Source organism: Streptococcus sp. 2020WUSS089 (genome assembly GCF_044427405.1).
In the GTDB taxonomy this organism is placed as follows: Bacteria; Bacillota; Bacilli; order Lactobacillales; family Streptococcaceae; genus Streptococcus; species Streptococcus hashimotonensis.
Genome location: NZ_JAOTGD010000011.1, coordinates 1 through 16,774, shown reverse-complemented (window position 1 = coordinate 16,774; position 16,774 = coordinate 1). Strand labels below are relative to the sequence as shown.

33 protein-coding genes and 1 pseudogene are annotated in these 16,774 nt (G+C 40.7%); 33 read left to right on the top strand and 1 reads right to left on the bottom strand.

What is annotated here, in order from left to right:
* Positions 1–89 precede the first annotated feature (89 nt).
* From ODU46_RS08260 to rplQ, 33 genes are all read left to right on the top strand, one after another.
* Positions 90–356, top strand: coding sequence for an IreB family regulatory phosphoprotein (locus ODU46_RS08260; protein ID WP_002939360.1), 267 nt, complete (start codon positions 90–92; stop codon positions 354–356).
* Positions 356–775: a Holliday junction resolvase RuvX gene (ruvX, locus tag ODU46_RS08255; protein WP_398579487.1), complete on the top strand. Its 420-nt coding sequence runs from the start codon at positions 356–358 to the stop codon at positions 773–775. Before ODU46_RS08260 ends, ruvX begins: the two co-directional genes overlap by 1 nt.
* Positions 776–786: 11 nt before the next feature.
* A complete protein-coding gene (locus ODU46_RS08250; protein ID WP_002939343.1) occupies positions 787–1,107 on the top strand; it encodes a DUF1292 domain-containing protein in 321 nt (106 codons plus the stop codon).
* A 153-nt stretch (positions 1,108–1,260) separates the two neighbouring features.
* On the top strand, positions 1,261–1,383 hold the full coding sequence (locus ODU46_RS08245; protein WP_266578202.1) for a hypothetical protein: 123 nt from the start codon (positions 1,261–1,263) through the stop codon (positions 1,381–1,383).
* A 208-nt stretch (positions 1,384–1,591) separates the two neighbouring features.
* Positions 1,592–1,900: a 30S ribosomal protein S10 gene (gene rpsJ, locus ODU46_RS08240; RefSeq protein WP_002939332.1), complete on the top strand. Its 309-nt coding sequence runs from the start codon at positions 1,592–1,594 to the stop codon at positions 1,898–1,900.
* Positions 1,901–1,971: 71 nt separating this feature from the next.
* The gene (gene rplC / locus ODU46_RS08235) at positions 1,972–2,598 is read left to right on the top strand and encodes a 50S ribosomal protein L3 (protein ID WP_011921686.1); all 627 of its coding nucleotides are present in this window, start codon (positions 1,972–1,974) and stop codon (positions 2,596–2,598) included.
* Positions 2,599–2,622: 24 nt separating this feature from the next.
* The gene (gene rplD, locus ODU46_RS08230; RefSeq protein ID WP_004195490.1) at positions 2,623–3,246 is read left to right on the top strand and encodes a 50S ribosomal protein L4; all 624 of its coding nucleotides are present in this window, start codon (positions 2,623–2,625) and stop codon (positions 3,244–3,246) included.
* Positions 3,246–3,545, top strand: a complete 300-nt coding sequence (locus ODU46_RS08225; protein ID WP_004195491.1) for a 50S ribosomal protein L23 — start codon at positions 3,246–3,248, stop codon at positions 3,543–3,545. Before rplD ends, ODU46_RS08225 begins: the two co-directional genes overlap by 1 nt.
* A gap of 17 nt (positions 3,546–3,562) precedes the next feature.
* Positions 3,563–4,396 (top strand): 50S ribosomal protein L2, encoded by an 834-nt coding sequence (rplB, locus tag ODU46_RS08220; RefSeq protein ID WP_002936663.1) that lies wholly within the window; start codon positions 3,563–3,565, stop codon positions 4,394–4,396.
* 104 nt (positions 4,397–4,500) lie between these two features.
* Positions 4,501–4,782 carry a 30S ribosomal protein S19 gene (gene rpsS / locus ODU46_RS08215; protein ID WP_000533766.1) on the top strand — a complete coding sequence of 94 codons (282 nt, stop codon included), beginning with the start codon at positions 4,501–4,503 and terminating at the stop codon, positions 4,780–4,782.
* 17 nt (positions 4,783–4,799) lie between these two features.
* A complete protein-coding gene (gene rplV / locus ODU46_RS08210) occupies positions 4,800–5,144 on the top strand; it encodes a 50S ribosomal protein L22 (protein ID WP_002936662.1) in 345 nt (114 codons plus the stop codon).
* A gap of 12 nt (positions 5,145–5,156) precedes the next feature.
* The gene (gene rpsC / locus ODU46_RS08205) at positions 5,157–5,810 is read left to right on the top strand and encodes a 30S ribosomal protein S3 (RefSeq protein ID WP_002936661.1); all 654 of its coding nucleotides are present in this window, start codon (positions 5,157–5,159) and stop codon (positions 5,808–5,810) included.
* A gap of 3 nt (positions 5,811–5,813) precedes the next feature.
* Positions 5,814–6,227 (top strand): 50S ribosomal protein L16, encoded by a 414-nt coding sequence (rplP, locus tag ODU46_RS08200; protein ID WP_002936660.1) that lies wholly within the window; start codon positions 5,814–5,816, stop codon positions 6,225–6,227.
* 9 nt (positions 6,228–6,236) lie between these two features.
* On the top strand, positions 6,237–6,443 hold the full coding sequence (gene rpmC / locus ODU46_RS08195) for a 50S ribosomal protein L29 (protein ID WP_002936659.1): 207 nt from the start codon (positions 6,237–6,239) through the stop codon (positions 6,441–6,443).
* A gap of 23 nt (positions 6,444–6,466) precedes the next feature.
* Positions 6,467–6,727: a 30S ribosomal protein S17 gene (gene rpsQ, locus ODU46_RS08190; protein WP_000440801.1), complete on the top strand. Its 261-nt coding sequence runs from the start codon at positions 6,467–6,469 to the stop codon at positions 6,725–6,727.
* Positions 6,728–6,751: 24 nt separating this feature from the next.
* The gene (rplN, locus tag ODU46_RS08185; RefSeq protein ID WP_002936658.1) at positions 6,752–7,120 is read left to right on the top strand and encodes a 50S ribosomal protein L14; all 369 of its coding nucleotides are present in this window, start codon (positions 6,752–6,754) and stop codon (positions 7,118–7,120) included.
* Between the two features lie 182 nt (positions 7,121–7,302).
* On the top strand, positions 7,303–7,608 hold the full coding sequence (gene rplX / locus ODU46_RS08180; RefSeq protein WP_002936656.1) for a 50S ribosomal protein L24: 306 nt from the start codon (positions 7,303–7,305) through the stop codon (positions 7,606–7,608).
* Between the two features lie 23 nt (positions 7,609–7,631).
* Positions 7,632–8,174, top strand: coding sequence for a 50S ribosomal protein L5 (rplE, locus tag ODU46_RS08175; RefSeq protein WP_002936653.1), 543 nt, complete (start codon positions 7,632–7,634; stop codon positions 8,172–8,174).
* A 14-nt stretch (positions 8,175–8,188) separates the two neighbouring features.
* Positions 8,189–8,374, top strand: coding sequence for a type Z 30S ribosomal protein S14 (locus ODU46_RS08170; protein ID WP_002936651.1), 186 nt, complete (start codon positions 8,189–8,191; stop codon positions 8,372–8,374).
* Positions 8,375–8,710: 336 nt separating this feature from the next.
* The gene (rpsH, locus tag ODU46_RS08165; RefSeq protein ID WP_398579486.1) at positions 8,711–9,109 is read left to right on the top strand and encodes a 30S ribosomal protein S8; all 399 of its coding nucleotides are present in this window, start codon (positions 8,711–8,713) and stop codon (positions 9,107–9,109) included.
* Positions 9,110–9,487: 378 nt separating this feature from the next.
* The gene (gene rplF / locus ODU46_RS08160; RefSeq protein WP_004195502.1) at positions 9,488–10,024 is read left to right on the top strand and encodes a 50S ribosomal protein L6; all 537 of its coding nucleotides are present in this window, start codon (positions 9,488–9,490) and stop codon (positions 10,022–10,024) included.
* Positions 10,025–10,112: 88 nt separating this feature from the next.
* On the top strand, positions 10,113–10,469 hold the full coding sequence (gene rplR, locus ODU46_RS08155) for a 50S ribosomal protein L18 (protein WP_002936641.1): 357 nt from the start codon (positions 10,113–10,115) through the stop codon (positions 10,467–10,469).
* Positions 10,470–10,487: 18 nt separating this feature from the next.
* Positions 10,488–10,982 (top strand): 30S ribosomal protein S5, encoded by a 495-nt coding sequence (gene rpsE / locus ODU46_RS08150; protein ID WP_002936639.1) that lies wholly within the window; start codon positions 10,488–10,490, stop codon positions 10,980–10,982.
* A gap of 14 nt (positions 10,983–10,996) precedes the next feature.
* Positions 10,997–11,179, top strand: a complete 183-nt coding sequence (gene rpmD / locus ODU46_RS08145; protein ID WP_002936638.1) for a 50S ribosomal protein L30 — start codon at positions 10,997–10,999, stop codon at positions 11,177–11,179.
* Positions 11,180–11,314: 135 nt separating this feature from the next.
* Positions 11,315–11,755, top strand: coding sequence for a 50S ribosomal protein L15 (gene rplO / locus ODU46_RS08140; RefSeq protein ID WP_002936637.1), 441 nt, complete (start codon positions 11,315–11,317; stop codon positions 11,753–11,755).
* Positions 11,756–11,768: 13 nt separating this feature from the next.
* A complete protein-coding gene (gene secY, locus ODU46_RS08135) occupies positions 11,769–13,079 on the top strand; it encodes a preprotein translocase subunit SecY (protein ID WP_014637293.1) in 1,311 nt (436 codons plus the stop codon).
* A gap of 93 nt (positions 13,080–13,172) precedes the next feature.
* Positions 13,173–13,814 (top strand): adenylate kinase, encoded by a 642-nt coding sequence (locus ODU46_RS08130; protein WP_024385065.1) that lies wholly within the window; start codon positions 13,173–13,175, stop codon positions 13,812–13,814.
* 121 nt (positions 13,815–13,935) lie between these two features.
* Entirely contained in the window at positions 13,936–14,154 is a 219-nt protein-coding gene (gene infA / locus ODU46_RS08125) for a translation initiation factor IF-1 (RefSeq protein WP_002936627.1), read from the top strand.
* A 24-nt stretch (positions 14,155–14,178) separates the two neighbouring features.
* Positions 14,179–14,295 (top strand): 50S ribosomal protein L36, encoded by a 117-nt coding sequence (gene rpmJ / locus ODU46_RS08120; protein ID WP_001808836.1) that lies wholly within the window; start codon positions 14,179–14,181, stop codon positions 14,293–14,295.
* Positions 14,296–14,314: 19 nt separating this feature from the next.
* On the top strand, positions 14,315–14,680 hold the full coding sequence (gene rpsM / locus ODU46_RS08115; RefSeq protein ID WP_002936622.1) for a 30S ribosomal protein S13: 366 nt from the start codon (positions 14,315–14,317) through the stop codon (positions 14,678–14,680).
* Positions 14,681–14,697: 17 nt separating this feature from the next.
* The gene (gene rpsK, locus ODU46_RS08110; RefSeq protein WP_004195509.1) at positions 14,698–15,081 is read left to right on the top strand and encodes a 30S ribosomal protein S11; all 384 of its coding nucleotides are present in this window, start codon (positions 14,698–14,700) and stop codon (positions 15,079–15,081) included.
* Between the two features lie 44 nt (positions 15,082–15,125).
* Positions 15,126–16,064, top strand: coding sequence for a DNA-directed RNA polymerase subunit alpha (locus ODU46_RS08105; RefSeq protein WP_004195512.1), 939 nt, complete (start codon positions 15,126–15,128; stop codon positions 16,062–16,064).
* A gap of 14 nt (positions 16,065–16,078) precedes the next feature.
* Positions 16,079–16,465 (top strand): 50S ribosomal protein L17, encoded by a 387-nt coding sequence (gene rplQ / locus ODU46_RS08100; protein ID WP_000331493.1) that lies wholly within the window; start codon positions 16,079–16,081, stop codon positions 16,463–16,465.
* A gap of 199 nt (positions 16,466–16,664) precedes the next feature.
* Here the strand turns inward: rplQ and ODU46_RS08095 are convergent.
* Positions 16,665–16,774: pseudogene (locus ODU46_RS08095) on the bottom strand (IS30 family transposase); the annotation flags it as partial.

The window sequence follows — 16,774 nt, the reverse complement described above, 5'->3', positions numbered from 1 at the left end:
AGGACTCTTTTGGGGTTCTTTTTGCGCATTTTTTGAGAATAATTAAAATTTGTGATATAATGTAAAAAATAGGGAAAGAAGGTGTAAGTATGGGATTTACCGAAGAAACCGTTCGTTTTCGCCTAGATGACACAGATAAACAAGAAATCAGCAAAACATTGACTAGTGTTTATCGTTCGCTAGAGGAAAAGGGCTATAATCCGATTAACCAAATCATTGGCTATGTATTAAGTGGGGACCCTGCTTATATTCCCCGCTATAATGATGCCCGCAATCAGATTCGTAAGCATGAACGAGATGAAATCATTGAAGAATTGGTGCGCTACTATTTGAAAGGGAATGGGATTGACCTCTAATGAGAATAATGGGATTAGACGTCGGTTCCAAGACAGTTGGTGTAGCCATTTCAGATCCGTTAGGCTTCACGGCCCAAGGGTTGGAAATCATCCCAATCGATGAGGAAAAGGGCGAATTCGGTCTGGAGCGTTTGACCGAACTTGTAGAACAGTACAAGGTTGATAAATTTGTTGTAGGCTTGCCCAAGAATATGAATAATACTAGTGGTCCACGTGTGGAAGCTAGTCAAACTTACGGTGATTTATTGACTGAGCGTTATAAACTTCCAGTTGATTATCAGGATGAACGTTTAACAACTGTTGCAGCAGAACGGATGCTGATTGAGCAAGCGGATATCAGCCGAGGAAAACGCAAGAAAGTTATTGATAAATTAGCAGCTCAGCTGATTTTACAAAATTATTTAGATAGAACATTTTAAAGGAGATTCTAATGGCACATCATCATGACCATGAACACGACCACAATCACGACGAACGTGAATTGATTACTTTGGTAGACGACCAAGGTAACGAAACACTTTTTGAAATCTTATTGACGATTGACGGTCAAGAAGAATTTGGTAAAAACTACGTCCTCTTAATCCCTGCAAGTGCAGAAGAAGATGAGAACGGAGAAGTTGAAATCCAAGCCTACTCATACATTGAGAATGAGAATGGCACAGAAGGCGATTTGCAACCTATCCCAGAAGACGCAACAGCAGAATGGGATATGATTGAAGAAGTCTTTAACAGCTTTATGGAAGAGGAATAAAAAGGTCCAGTGGACCTTTTTATCATGAGCCTGAAAACAAGAAAGCGAATTAAGGTCCAGTGGACCTTTTTATCATGAGCCTGAAAACAAGAAAGCGAATTAAGGTCCAGTGGACCTTTTTATCATGAGCCTGAAAATCAAAAGGGAGGCCAGATGAAAGATAGTTTTACAGAAAGAAGTAAGAGGCTGAGTGAGGAATTAGAGAGGCATCTACTGGCTGATAAAAATATTTTGGTCATATTAGACATAATGGATAGAAGTAATGAAGAATCCTGAAATAAAAGTTTTGGGATTTTTTGAATTTTTGAGTAAAAACTCTTGCAATGACAAGTAGAATCTGGTAGAATGTTCTAGTGCCGTAAAAATTACGGCTGTAGCTTTGATGCAAGAGGTTGCGACACGCTCGGTTGCATTGCCACGCAACACGTGTTGGTTTTCTTGTGGAGCTAGCCTATTATGTTAAATAGACGAAAAGGAGAAAAAGATGGCAAACAAAAAAATCCGCATCCGCTTGAAAGCGTACGAACACCGTACACTTGATACAGCAGCTGCAAAAATCGTTGAAACTGCAACACGTACAGGTGCTCAAGTAGCAGGTCCAGTTCCACTTCCAACAGAACGTAGCCTCTACACAATCATCCGTGCGACTCACAAGTATAAAGACTCTCGTGAGCAGTTCGAAATGCGTACACACAAACGTTTGATCGACATCATCAACCCAACTCAAAAAACAGTTGATGCTTTGATGAAATTGGATCTTCCAAGTGGTGTAAACGTAGAAATCAAACTTTAATTGATTTTGAGCATAAAAAACGCTCGTTAAAAACTTTTTAACTATAAAATAAGAAAAGGAATATTTTTCTCATGACAAAAGGAATCTTAGGGAAAAAAGTGGGAATGACTCAAATCTTCACTGAATCTGGTGAATTTATCCCTGTTACTGTCATCGAAGCAACTCCAAACGTTGTTCTTCAAGTGAAAACAGTTGAAACTGATGGTTATGCAGCAGTTCAAGTTGGTTTTGATGACAAACGTGAAGTATTGAGCAACAAACCTGCCAAAGGCCATGTAGCTAAAGCTAACACAGCTCCTAAGCGCTTCATTCGTGAATTCAAAAACATTGAAGGCTTGGAAGTTGGACAAGAAATTACAGTTGAAACTTTCGCAGCTGGTGATGTTGTTGATGTAACTGGTACATCTAAAGGTAAAGGTTTCCAAGGTGTTATCAAACGCCATGGTCAATCACGTGGTCCTATGGCTCACGGTTCTCGTTACCACCGTCGTCCAGGTTCTATGGGTCCTGTTGCACCTAACCGTGTATTCAAAGGTAAAAACCTTGCAGGTCGCATGGGCGGCAACCGTGTAACAATTCAAAACCTTGAAGTTGTACAAGTTGTTCCAGAAAAGAACGTTATCCTTATCAAAGGTAACGTACCAGGTGCTAAGAAATCTCTTATCACTATCAAGTCAGCAGTTAAAGCTGGTAAATAATAAGGAAAGGGGAAATCAGTCGAAATGGCAAACGTAACATTATTTGACCAAACTGGTAAACAAGCTGGTGAAGTAGTTCTTAACGATGCGATCTTTGGTATCGAGCCAAACCAAGCAGTTGTATTTGATGTGATCATCAGCCAACGTGCTAGCCTTCGTCAAGGTACTCACGCAGTTAAAAACCGTTCAGCAGTCTCAGGTGGCGGACGCAAACCATGGCGTCAAAAAGGAACTGGACGTGCTCGTCAAGGTTCTATCCGTTCACCACAATGGCGTGGCGGTGGCGTAGTCTTCGGACCAACTCCACGTTCATACGCGTACAAACTTCCACAAAAAGTTCGTCGCTTGGCACTTAAATCTGTTTACTCAGAAAAAGTTGCTGAAAACAAATTTGTAGCTGTTAACTCACTTGAATTCACAGCTCCAAAAACTGCTGAATTTGCAAAAGTACTTGCAGCATTGAGCATTGATTCTAAAGTCCTTGTTATTCTTGAAGAAGGCAACGAATTCGCAGCTCTTTCTGCTCGTAACATCCCAGGAGTTAAAGTTGCAACTGCAACAACTGCAAGCGTACTTGACATCGCAAATGCAGACAAACTTCTTGTAACTCAAGCAGCTATCTCTAAAATTGAGGAGGTTCTTGCATAATGAATTTGTATGATGTTATCAAAAAACCTGTCATCACAGAAAGCTCAATGGGCCAACTCGAAGCAGGCAAGTATGTATTTGAAGTTGACACTCGTGCACACAAACTCTTGATTAAGCAAGCTGTTGAAGCTGCATTTGAGGGTGTTAAAGTTGCAAATGTTAACACAATCAACGTGAAACCTAAAACAAAACGCGTAGGTCGTTATGTAGGTCGCACAAACAAAGTGAAAAAAGCAATCATCACATTGGCTGCTGATTCAAAAGCGATCGAATTGTTCGCTACAGCTGACGCTGAATAATCAAAGGAGGAATTAACGTGGGTATTAAAGTTTATAAACCAACGACAAATGGCCGTCGTAACATGACTTCTTTGGACTTCGCTGAAATCACAACAAGCACTCCAGAAAAAAGCTTGCTTGTTGCTTTGAAGAGCAAAGCTGGTCGTAACAACAACGGTCGCATCACTGTTCGTCACCAAGGTGGCGGTCACAAACGTTTCTACCGTTTGGTAGACTTCAAACGTAACAAAGATGGCGTTGAAGCAATCGTTAAAACTATCGAGTACGATCCAAACCGTTCAGCAAACATCGCTCTTGTACACTACACAGACGGTGTTAAAGCTTACATCATTGCTCCTAAAGGTCTTGAAGTTGGTCAACGCATCGTTTCAGGTCCAGAAGCAGATATCAAAGTTGGTAACGCACTTCCACTTGCAAACATCCCAGTCGGTACTGTTGTTCACAACATCGAGCTGAAACCAGGTCGCGGTGGTGAGTTGGTTCGTGCTGCTGGTGCATCTGCACAGGTTCTTGGTCAAGAAGGTAAATACGTTCTTGTTCGCCTTCAATCAGGTGAAGTTCGTATGATCCTTGGTACTTGCCGTGCTACTGTTGGTACTGTAGGTAACGAACAACATGGCCTTGTTAACCTTGGTAAAGCAGGTCGTAGCCGTTGGAAAGGTATCCGTCCAACAGTTCGCGGTTCTGTAATGAACCCTAACGATCACCCACACGGTGGTGGTGAAGGTAAAGCACCAGTTGGTCGTAAAGCACCATCTACACCATGGGGTAAACCAGCTCTTGGTTTGAAAACTCGTAACAAGAAAGCTAAATCTGACAAACTTATCGTTCGTCGTCGCAACCAAAAATAATCTATTTTTAGTTGCTTAGCATTCTATATCATCCGCCAACTCGGTAGTCCGCTATTTTGCGGACAAGCCGCTGTGGTACATATTTTAAAGGAGAAAACACTAAAATGGGACGTAGTCTTAAAAAAGGACCTTTCGTCGATGAGCATTTGATGAAAAAAGTTGAAGCTCAAGCAAACGACGAAAAGAAAAAAGTAATTAAAACTTGGTCACGTCGTTCAACGATCTTCCCAAGTTTCATCGGTTATACAATCGCAGTTTACGATGGACGTAAACACGTACCTGTATACATTCAAGAAGACATGGTAGGTCACAAACTTGGTGAATTTGCACCAACTCGTACTTACAAAGGTCATGCTGCTGACGACAAGAAAACTCGTCGTAAATAATTTAGGAGGAAAACACAATGGCAGAAATTACTTCAGCTAAAGCAACTGCTCGCACAGTACGTGTTTCACCTCGTAAATCACGTCTTGTCTTGGATAACATCCGTGGCAAAAGCGTAGCAGACGCAATCGCAATCTTGAAATTCACACCAAACAAAGCTGCAGGCATTATCGAGGGAGTTTTGAACTCAGCAATCGCTAACGCTGAAAACAACTTTGGTTTGGAAAAAGCTAACTTGGTAGTCAGCGAAGCATTCGCAAATGAAGGACCAACGTTGAAACGTTTCCGTCCACGTGCGAAAGGTTCTGCTTCACCAATCAACAAACGCACAGCTCACATCACTGTAGTTGTGGCAGAGAAATAAGGAGGTAAAAACGTGGGTCAAAAAGTACATCCAATTGGTATGCGTGTTGGCATCATCCGTGATTGGGATGCTAAATGGTATGCTGAAAAAGAATACGCGGATTACCTTCATGAAGATCTTGCAATCCGCAACTTTATCAAAAAAGAATTGGCTGATGCGTCAACATCAACAATCGAAATCGAACGTGCTGTAAATAAAGTAATCGTTTCTATCCACACTGCTAAGCCAGGTATGGTTATCGGTAAAGCTGGTAGCAACGTTGATGCACTTCGTGCTCAATTGAACAAATTGACTGGTAAGCAAGTACACATCAACATCATCGAAATCAAACAACCTGATTTGGATGCACACCTTGTTGGTGAGTCAATCGCTCGTCAATTGGAGCAACGTGTGGCATTCCGCCGTGCTCAAAAACAAGCTATCCAACGTGCAATGCGCGCTGGTGCAAAAGGTATCAAAACACAAGTTTCTGGTCGTTTGAACGGTGCTGATATTGCCCGTGCAGAAGGCTACTCAGAAGGAACTGTTCCTCTTCATACACTTCGTGCGGATATCGACTACGCTTGGGAAGAAGCTTTAACAACTTACGGTAAACTTGGTGTTAAAGTATGGATCTACCGTGGTGAAGTTCTTCCAGCTCGTAAAAACACTAAAGGAGGTAAATAACAAATGTTAGTACCTAAACGTGTAAAACACCGTCGTGAATTCCGTGGAAAAATGCGCGGTGAAGCTAAAGGTGGAAAACAAGTAGACTTTGGTCAATACGGTCTTCAAGCAACTACTAGCTCATGGATTACAAACCGCCAAATCGAAGCTGCCCGTATCGCTATGACGCGTTACATGAAACGTGGTGGTAAAGTTTGGATCAAGATCTTCCCACACAAATCATACACTGCTAAAGCTATCGGTGTACGTATGGGTTCTGGTAAAGGTGCTCCTGAAGGTTGGGTAGCTCCAGTTAAACGCGGTAAGGTTATGTTTGAAGTAGCTGGCGTTTCTGAAGAAATCGCTCGCGAAGCATTCCGCCTTGCTGGTCACAAATTACCAGTTAAAGTTAAATTCGTAAAACGTGAAGCAGAATAAGGAGAAGACATGAAACTTCAAGAAATTAAAGATTTTGTAAAAGAACTTCGTGGCCTTTCTCAAGAAGAACTTGCTAAGAAAGAAAACGAATTGAAGAAAGAACTCTTCGAACTTCGTTTCCAAGCTGCTGCTGGTCAACTTGAGCAAACTGCTCGTTTAAACGAAGTGAAGAAACAAATTGCGCGTATCAAAACTGTGCAATCTGAAACTAAATAATAGATTGGGAAAGGAGAATTTCAATGGAACGCAATAATCGTAAAGTTCTTGTTGGACGCGTAGTATCTGACAAAATGGACAAAACAATCACAGTTGTAGTTGAAACTAAACGTAACCACCCAGTCTATGGTAAACGTATTAACTACTCTAAAAAGTACAAAGCTCATGATGAAAACAATGTTGCTAAAGAAGGCGATATCGTTCGTATCATGGAAACTCGCCCACTTTCAGCTACAAAACGTTTCCGTCTTGTAGAAGTTGTGGAAGAGGCAGTTATCATTTAATCAACCTGAAAGGAGAAAATTGACATGATTCAAACAGAAACTCGTTTGAAAGTTGCTGACAACAGTGGCGCACGTGAAATCTTGACAATCAAAGTTCTTGGTGGTTCAGGACGTAAATTCGCGAATATCGGCGACATCATCGTTGCTTCAGTAAAACAAGCTACTCCTGGTGGTGCGGTTAAAAAAGGTGACGTTGTTAAAGCCGTTATCGTTCGTACTAAGACAGGTGCTCGTCGTGCTGATGGTTCATACATCAAATTCGATGAGAATGCTGCAGTTATCATCCGTGAAGACAAAAACCCTCGCGGAACTCGTATCTTTGGCCCAGTGGCACGCGAATTGCGTGATGGCGGTTTCATGAAAATCGTTTCATTGGCACCAGAAGTACTTTAATCAAATAGTTTTAGGGAATTTGTTACAGACTAGGCAGTTTGTTGTAGATAGTACTTGGGTACATCAAAACAAACTAACGAAGTCTGTGACGGATTTAGTAAACTAGAAAACAAACTAAGTCCCCTGGTTAAATTACTAACCAGGGTGCCCATTAGGGCGTAAGAAATCATAGGAGAAATCAAATGTTTGTAAAAAAAGGCGATAAAGTTCGCGTAATCGCTGGTAAAGACAAAGGCGTTGAAGCAGTTGTCGTAACAGCACTTCCAAAAGTAAACAAAGTTATTGTTGAAGGTGTTAACATCGTTAAGAAACACCAAAAACCAAACAGCGAAAACCCTCAAGGCGCTATCGTTGAAAAAGAAGCTCCAATCCATGTGTCAAACGTTCAAGTTCTTGACAAAAATGGTGTTGCAGGACGCGTTGGTTACAAGTTTGTAGACGGCAAAAAAGTTCGCTACAACAAAAAATCAGGCGAAGTGCTTGATTAATCACGAAGGAAAGGAGAAGTATAATGGCAAATCGTTTAAAAGAAAAATATCTTAATGAAGTAGTTCCTGCTTTGACCGAACAATTTAACTATTCTTCAGTTATGGCTGTGCCAAAAGTTGATAAGATCGTTTTGAACATGGGTGTTGGTGACGCTGTTTCTAACGCTAAAAACCTTGAGAAAGCTGCTCAAGAATTGGCTTTGATCTCAGGTCAAAAACCACTTATCACTAAAGCTAAGAAATCAATCGCCGGCTTCCGTCTTCGTGAGGGTGTTGCGATCGGTGCGAAAGTAACTCTTCGTGGCGAACGTATGTATGAGTTCTTGGACAAATTGGTTACAGTTTCACTTCCACGTGTACGTGACTTCCACGGTGTACCAACTAAGTCATTTGACGGACGTGGTAACTACACACTTGGTGTGAAAGAGCAATTGATCTTCCCAGAAATCAACTTCGACGATGTTGATAAGACTCGCGGTATGGATATCGTTATCGTTACAACTGCTAACACTGACGAAGAATCACGTGCATTGCTTACTGGCCTTGGTATGCCGTTTGCAAAATAAGAGGGAGAGAATAAATGGCTAAAAAATCAATGATCGCTAAGAACAAACGCCCAGCTAAGTTCTCTACACAAGCTTACACACGCTGTGAAAAATGTGGACGTCCACACTCAGTTTACCGCAAATTCAAATTGTGCCGTGTATGCTTCCGCGACTTGGCTTACCTTGGACAAATTCCTGGCGTAACAAAAGCTTCTTGGTAAAATAAGATGTGAGAGCGTTTAGCAACCAACGCAAAGATAGGAGATTTGACGATGAAGTTTACTTCTAGGAAAATCTATCTTCTTTGCTAAGCTTGTAGCTCGAACTCAATTAAAACATGATACTAAGGGCGTGACGGACAAAGTGAAAATAGGAACTCTAGCGAAGAACGCTTGCGTTCTAGATAGAGTTATCTTTTTCACACAGGCCGTAGCCCGAGTTCAAATGTTAGGATGCAATAGCATCATACTAGCAAATTCAAACTTTGCATTGCCTATCAGGCACACATTAACTAGCAAGTGATCTAATCAAACTGCTAGTAAGAGGAGAAACAACAAATGGTTATGACTGACCCACTTGCAGATTTTTTGACACGTATTCGTAACGCTAACCAATCAAAACACGAAGTGCTTGAAGTTCCTGCATCAAACATCAAAAAAGGTATTGCTACAATCCTTAAAAACGAAGGTTTTGTGAAAAACGTTGAATTCATCGAAGATGACAAACAAGGCATCATCCGTGTATTCTTGAAATACGGACCAAACGGTGAAAAAGTTATCACTAACTTGAAACGCGTTTCAAAACCAGGTCTTCGTGTTTACTCAAAACGTGAAGATATTCCAAAAGTTCTTAACGGACTTGGTATCGCAATCATCTCAACATCAGAAGGTCTTTTGACTGACAAACAAGCTCGTCAAAAGAACGTTGGTGGCGAGGTTATCGCATACGTTTGGTAATCTTTTAGCTTCCAATTTCGTCATGTGCCTGTGTTAGAGCGTCTTGGCATACTCGAGTATAGCCTGCGTCGCTCTGCCTTGTCACATTTAGAAATTAAAACCTAAAAGCATGATACAAAACGCGAGAGGACCAGTTCTTCGTGCGTGTTCAAATCTAACAATCTGATTTGAAGGTATTATGAAACCAAACTAGAACAAGATTCACTAATTGAACACGCCTACAACTCTTTGAAAAAAGATAAACTCTCCTTAGATGCTCAAGCATCAGCAGTCGAGTTTCCTATTTTTCTTCGAGTTGCTTAACGGCTTTGTATCTTGTTCACCCCGTGAAAACTAGTCGCTAGACGGCTTGATAATTTAACAGGAGAATTAAAAAATATGTCACGTATTGGTAATAAAGTAATTACATTGCCTGCTGGTGTTGAGCTTGCTCAAAACAACGGCGTGGTAACTGTAAAAGGACCTAAAGGGGAATTGACTCGTGAATTCCCAACTGCTATTGAAATCCGTGTGGAAGGTGCAGAAGTAACTCTTCACCGTCCAAACGATTCAAAAGAAATGAAGACTATTCACGGTACTAGCCGTGCTAACCTCAACAACATGGTTGTTGGTGTTTCTGAAGGCTTCAAAAAAGAACTTGAAATGCGTGGTGTCGGTTATCGTGCTCAATTGGCTGGTAACAAATTGACACTTGCTGTTGGTAAATCACATCCAGATGAAGTGGTTGCACCAGAAGGTATCACATTTGAAGTTCCAACACCAACACAAATCGTCGTGTCTGGTATCAACAAAGAAGTTGTTGGTCAAACAGCAGCTTACATCCGTAGCCTTCGCGCTCCTGAGCCATACAAAGGTAAAGGTATCCGCTACGTTGGTGAATTCGTTCGCCGTAAAGAAGGTAAAACAGGTAAATAATAGCTTGCTGAGGTGGCTTAGCCACCTGGCTGACTATTTCTCAAATTGTTTCGTAAGAAACAGAATCATACATTAAGAGGTGAATATTGTGATTTCAAAACCAGATAAAAACAAAATCCGCCAAAAACGCCACCGTCGCGTTCGCGGTAAAATCTCTGGAACTGCTGCTCGCCCACGTTTGAACATTTTCCGTTCTAATACAGGCATCTACGCTCAAGTGATTGATGACGTAGCGGGTGTAACGCTCGCAAGCGCTTCTACTCTTGATAAAGAAGTTTCAAAAGGTACTAAGACAGAACAAGCTGTTGTTGTAGGTAAACTCGTTGCTGAACGCGCGGTAGCTAAAGGTATTTCTGAAGTGGTCTTTGACCGCGGTGGATATCTCTATCACGGACGTGTGAAAGCTTTGGCTGAATCAGCTCGTGAAAACGGATTGAAATTCTAATAGGGAGGACACTAAGAAATGGCATTCAAAGATAACGCAGTTGAAATTGAAGAACGCGTAGTAGCCATCAACCGTGTTACAAAAGTTGTTAAAGGTGGACGTCGTCTTCGTTTTGCAGCTCTTGTGGTTGTTGGTGACCGTAACGGTCGCGTAGGTTTCGGTACTGGTAAAGCTCAAGAAGTACCAGAAGCTATCCGTAAAGCAGTTGAATCTGCTAAGAAAAACATGATTGAGGTACCAATGGTTGGTACAACAATCCCTCACGAAGTTCGCTCAGAATTTGGTGGCGCTCGTGTATTGTTGAAACCTGCTTCAGAAGGTTCTGGGGTTGCTGCCGGTGGTGCAACTCGTGCCGTAATCGAATTGGCAGGTATTGCAGATGTGACTTCTAAGTCACTTGGTTCAAACACACCAATCAACATCGTTCGCGCAACAGTTGAAGGTTTGAAACAATTGAAACGTGCTGAAGAAGTGGCTGCACTTCGTGGCATCTCAGTTTCTGATTTAGCATAAGAAAGGAGATACTCATGGCTCAAATTAAAATCACTTTGACTAAGTCTCCAATCGGTCGCAAACCAGAACAACGTAAAACAGTTGTTGCACTTGGACTTGGTAAATTGAACTCTTCAGTTGTTAAAGAAGATAACCCAGCTATTCTTGGAATGGTTAACGCTATCTCTCATTTGGTAACTGTAGAAGAAGTTAAATAATCTAACAAATAGACTAAGTCGCATAGAGAAATCTTTGCGACTTCTAGTCCATTTTACATATTTACATACAGCGAGTTTGTGGAGGAAGACTCTTGTACTTCACAGGCGCTAGCATATAAAAGAGGAGAAATAATAATGAAACTTCATGAATTACAACCTGCTACAGGTTCTCGTAAAGTCCGCAACCGTGTAGGTCGTGGTACATCATCAGGTAACGGTAAAACATCTGGCCGTGGTCAAAAAGGTCAAAAAGCTCGTAGCGGTGGCGGTGTTCGCCCAGGTTTTGAAGGTGGACAAACTCCATTGTTCCGTCGTCTTCCAAAACGTGGATTTACAAATATCAACGCTAAAGAGTACGCAATCGTTAACCTTGATCAATTGAACGCTTTTGAAGATGGTGCAGAAGTAACACCAGTTGTGCTTATCGAAGCTGGAATCGTTAAAGCTGAAAAATCAGGAATTAAAATTCTTGGTAACGGTGAATTAACGAAGAAATTGACAGTTAAAGCTGCTAAATTCTCTAAATCAGCTGAAGAAGCAATCACTTCTAAAGGTGGCTCAGTAGAAGTCATCTAAGAGGTGACAGCCTATGTTTTTTAAACTTTTAAAAGATGCCTTAAAGGTAAAATTGGTACGTAGTAAAATTCTATTTACTATCTTTATCCTTTTTGTCTTCCGCGTAGGAACCCACATTACAGTACCAGGAGTAAACGCAAAGAGTCTTGAAGCCTTGTCAAATGTTCCATTTTTGAACATGTTGAGCTTGGTTTCGGGAAATGCTATGCGCAATTTCTCAGTTTTCGCACTAGGGGTTAGTCCTTATATTACAGCTTCCATCATTGTTCAACTTTTGCAAATGGATATTTTACCTAAATTTGTTGAATGGGGTAAGCAAGGTGAAGTTGGTCGTCGTAAACTGAATCAGGCAACACGCTACATTTCTTTGGTACTGGCATTTGTTCAATCGATTGGTATTACAGCAGGCTTTAATGCCTTGTCTGGTGCAAAATTGACCAATATGCCACTAAATTGGCAAACATATTTGTTGATTGGATCAATTTTGACAACAGGTTCAATTATTGTAACCTGGTTGGGGGAACAAATTTCTGAAAAGGGCTATGGTAATGGTACATCAATGATTATCTTCGCGGGTATCATTTCATCACTACCAGGGACTTTTCACGAGATTTACATTGATCGCTTTGTTAATATTGAATCAAGTCGTTTGGGGGAGTCAGCAATCTTTGTTGCTGCACTCGTCGTATTAATATTCTTTGTTGTGTATTTTACAACTTTTGTACAACAAGCAGAATATAAATTACCAATTCAATATACAAAACGTGCACAAGGAGCACCTTCTAGCTCATATTTACCGCTGAAATTGAATCCAGCAGGAGTTATTCCCGTAATCTTTGCAGGCTCAATCACTGCAGTTCCAACTTCTTTGATTCAATATTTCGCAAGTCAAAATAAGAGTGCCGGGTGGTTATTGACGGTTCAGGAATACTTTGATTATTCAACTGCTAAAGGTATGATTGTATATGCAGGTTTAATTATTGCCTTTACATTCTTCTACACCTTTGTTCAAGTAAATCCTGAGAAGACTGCAGAAAGCCTTCAGAAAAGTGCAGCCTATATCCATGGAGTTCGTCCTGGTAATGGCACTGAACAGTTTTTGTCAAAATTATTGACAAGATTGGCAGTAATCGGTGCACTCTTCTTGAGTTTTGTAGCTTTGTTGCCTATCCTTGCGCAAAATCTCTTTGGGCTTTCTTCAAGCATTGCGTTCCTTGGTACAAGTTTGATTATCGTAATCTCTACAAGTATCGAAGGCATCAAGCAATTAGAAGGCTACCTTCTTAAGAGAAAATATGTAGGTTTCTTAGAAATTACAGAATAGAATATAGGTTGACCTAGTCAACCTTCTATTTTGTTTTTAGATAAGTTTGTCAATAATGGCAAATTTATGTGAAAACAAAATAAGGAGTTTGTCATGAATCTTTTAATTATGGGTTTACCAGGTGCTGGTAAAGGGACACAAGCGGCCAAGATTGTTGAGAAATTCAATGTTGCTCATATTTCAACAGGAGATATGTTCCGTGCAGCAATGGCCAATCAGACTGAAATGGGTATTCTTGCCAAGTCGTACATCGATAAGGGGGACCTCGTTCCCGATGAAGTTACTAATGGCATTGTCAAAGAACGTTTGATTCAGGATGACATCAAGGAAAAAGGCTTTTTGCTAGATGGCTATCCTCGTACGATTGAACAAGCCCATGCCTTGGATGAAAATTTGGCTGACTTAGGAATTGAGTTGCAAGGTGTTATCAATATTGAGATTGATCCTTCAAAATTGGTAGAGCGTCTCAGCGGTCGTATTATTCATAAAGAAACCGGAGAGACTTTCCACAAAGTATTCAATCCACCTGTTGGAGACTACAAAGAGGAAGACTTCTATCAACGTGAAGATGACAAGCCAGAATCTGTCAAACGTCGTTTAGAAGTCAATATCGCACAAGGACAGCCAATCATTGATCATTATCGTGCAAAAGGGCTGGTCCATGATATTGAAGGAGACCAAGACATTGACCTTGTTTTCCAAGCAATTGATACAGTACTATCAAAATTGCAATAAACTAATAGATTTGGCTTGCATTTTTTATACAAAGATGATAAAATAGCCTAGTCTGACTTATAATTGTTACCTCTGTGTTCAGAGGACATCAAATCGATATTTAGAGAGGGGTTACTTTTGCATGGCAAAAGAAGATGTGATTGAAATTGAAGGCAAAGTAGTCGATACAATGCCAAATGCTATGTTTACTGTTGAGTTGGAGAACGGACACCAAGTCCTTGCAACTGTTTCAGGTAAAATCCGTAAAAACTACATTCGTATTTTGGTCGGTGACCGCGTAACTGTTGAGCTTAGTCCATACGACTTGACACGTGGACGTATCACATACCGCTTTAAATAGTCGAAATACTTGGAGGGATTAAACATGAAAGTAAGACCATCGGTCAAACCAATTTGCGAATACTGCAAAGTTATTCGTCGTAATGGTCGTGTTATGGTGATTTGCCCAGCAAACCCTAAACACAAGCAACGTCAAGGTTAAGAAATAGAAAGGAGAAAACATGGCTCGTATTGCTGGAGTTGACATTCCAAATGACAAACGTGTAGTTATTTCATTAACTTATGTTTATGGTATCGGTCTTGCAACATCTAAAAAAATTCTTGCAGCTGCAGGTATTTCAGAAGATGTACGCGTGAAAGATTTGACATCAGATCAAGAAGATGCTATTCGTCGCGAAGTTGATGCAATCAAAGTTGAAGGTGACCTCCGTCGTGAAGTTAACTTGAACATCAAACGTTTGATGGAAATCGGTTCATACCGTGGTATCCGTCACCGTCGTGGACTTCCTGTCCGTGGACAAAACACTAAAAACAATGCCCGCACTCGTAAAGGTAAAGCTGTTGCGATTGCAGGTAAGAAAAAATAATATAGGAGGTAGAAAAATTGGCTAAACCAACACGTAAACGTCGTGTGAAAAAGAATATCGAATCTGGTATTGCTCATATTCACGCTACATTTAATAACACTATTGTTATGATTACTGATGTGCATGGTAACGCTATTGCTTGGTCATCAGCTGGTGCTCTTGGTTTCAAAGGTTCTCGTAAATCTACACCATTCGCAGCTCAAATGGCTTCAGAAGCAGCTGCTAAATCTGCACAAGAACACGGTCTTAAAACAGTTGAAGTTACCGTTAAAGGCCCAGGTTCAGGTCGTGAGTCTGCTATCCGCGCTCTTGCTGCCGCTGGTCTTGAAGTAACAGCAATTCGTGATGTGACTCCTGTACCACACAATGGTGCTCGTCCTCCAAAACGTCGCCGTGTATAATCATACATTCCATACACAGCTTTTCGTTTAAGAGGGAGTAAGAAATGATTGAGTTTGAAAAACCAACAATAACAAAAATTGATGAAAATAAAGATTACGGCAGATTTGTGATCGAACCATTAGAACGTGGTTACGGTACAACTCTTGGTAACTCTCTTCGTCGTGTACTTCTTGCCTCACTTCCAGGTGCTGCAGTAACATCAATTAAAATTGATGGTGTACTCCACGAATTCGACACAGTTCCAGGTGTTCGTGAAGATGTTATGCAAATTATTCTTAACATCAAAGGCATTGCTGTAAAATCTTATGTCGAAGACGAAAAGAAAATTGAACTTGATGTAGTAGGTCCAGCTGAAGTAACAGCAGGAGACATTCTTACAGATAGTGACATTGAAATTGTAAACCCTGACCATTATCTCTTTACCATTGCTGATGGTGCCACTTTTAAAGCTGTTTTGACTGTCAATTCAGGTCGTGGTTATGTACCAGCTGAGGGTAATAAGAAAGATGATGCACCAGTGGGAACACTTGCTGTAGATTCTATCTATACGCCAGTGAAGAAAGTCAATTATCAAGTTGAACCAGCTCGTGTTGGTAGCAACGATGGTTTTGACAAATTAACACTTGAAATCAACACAAATGGCACCATTATTCCAGAAGATGCTTTAGGTCTTTCTGCACGCATTTTGATGGAGCACTTAGGTCTCTTCACTGACTTGACTGAAGTTGCAAAATCTGCAGAAGTGATGAAAGAAGCTGAAGTGGCTTCAGATGATCGTATGCTTGATCGTACGATTGAAGAATTGGATCTATCTGTTCGCTCATATAACTGTCTGAAACGTGCAGGCATCAATACTGTATTCGACTTGACAGAGAAAACTGAGCCAGAAATGATGAAAGTGCGCAATCTTGGTCGCAAGAGTCTTGAAGAAGTTAAAGTTAAATTGGCTGATCTTGGTCTAGGATTGAAAAAAGATAAATAATATAGGAGGAAATCATGGCATACCGTAAACTAGGACGCACTAGCTCACAACGTAAAGCAATGTTGCGCGATTTGACAACTGACCTTTTGATCAACGAATCAATCGTTACAACTGAAGCTCGTGCTAAAGAAATCCGTAAAACAGTTGAAAAAATGATCACACTTGGTAAACGTGGTGATTTGCACGCACGTCGTCAAGCAGCAGCATTTGTTCGTAACGAAATTGCATCTGAAAACTATGATGAAGCAACTGATAAGTACACTTCTACTACAGCACTTCAAAAATTGTTCTCTGAAATTGCACCTCGTTATGCAGAACGTAATGGTGGATATACTCGTATCCTTAAAACTGAACCACGTCGTGGTGATGCTGCACCAATGGCAATTATCGAACTTGTATAAGATCATCAATTTTGTTGAGTGTTATGATGATGGAATCCTATTCTGATTCTTAGTCTAGCTCTGGTCTACCGCTGAGCTTGTCTCAGCGGTAACACTCATCATGTTGATTGGACGCTTGTTTACGAAATTACTCTAAGATAGAATAATTTCGTAAGCAGGCGTTTTTATTTTACTCAAAAACTCAAATTTCAAGTTGAAGTTAGCCACCCAAAAGAAATTCACTTGGCGACTTGTAGTCCAAGCATTTTTTAGGGTAGTTGTTAATCCAATTTTCGATAAAAGCGACTTCTTTCGGAGTCGTTTTCTTGG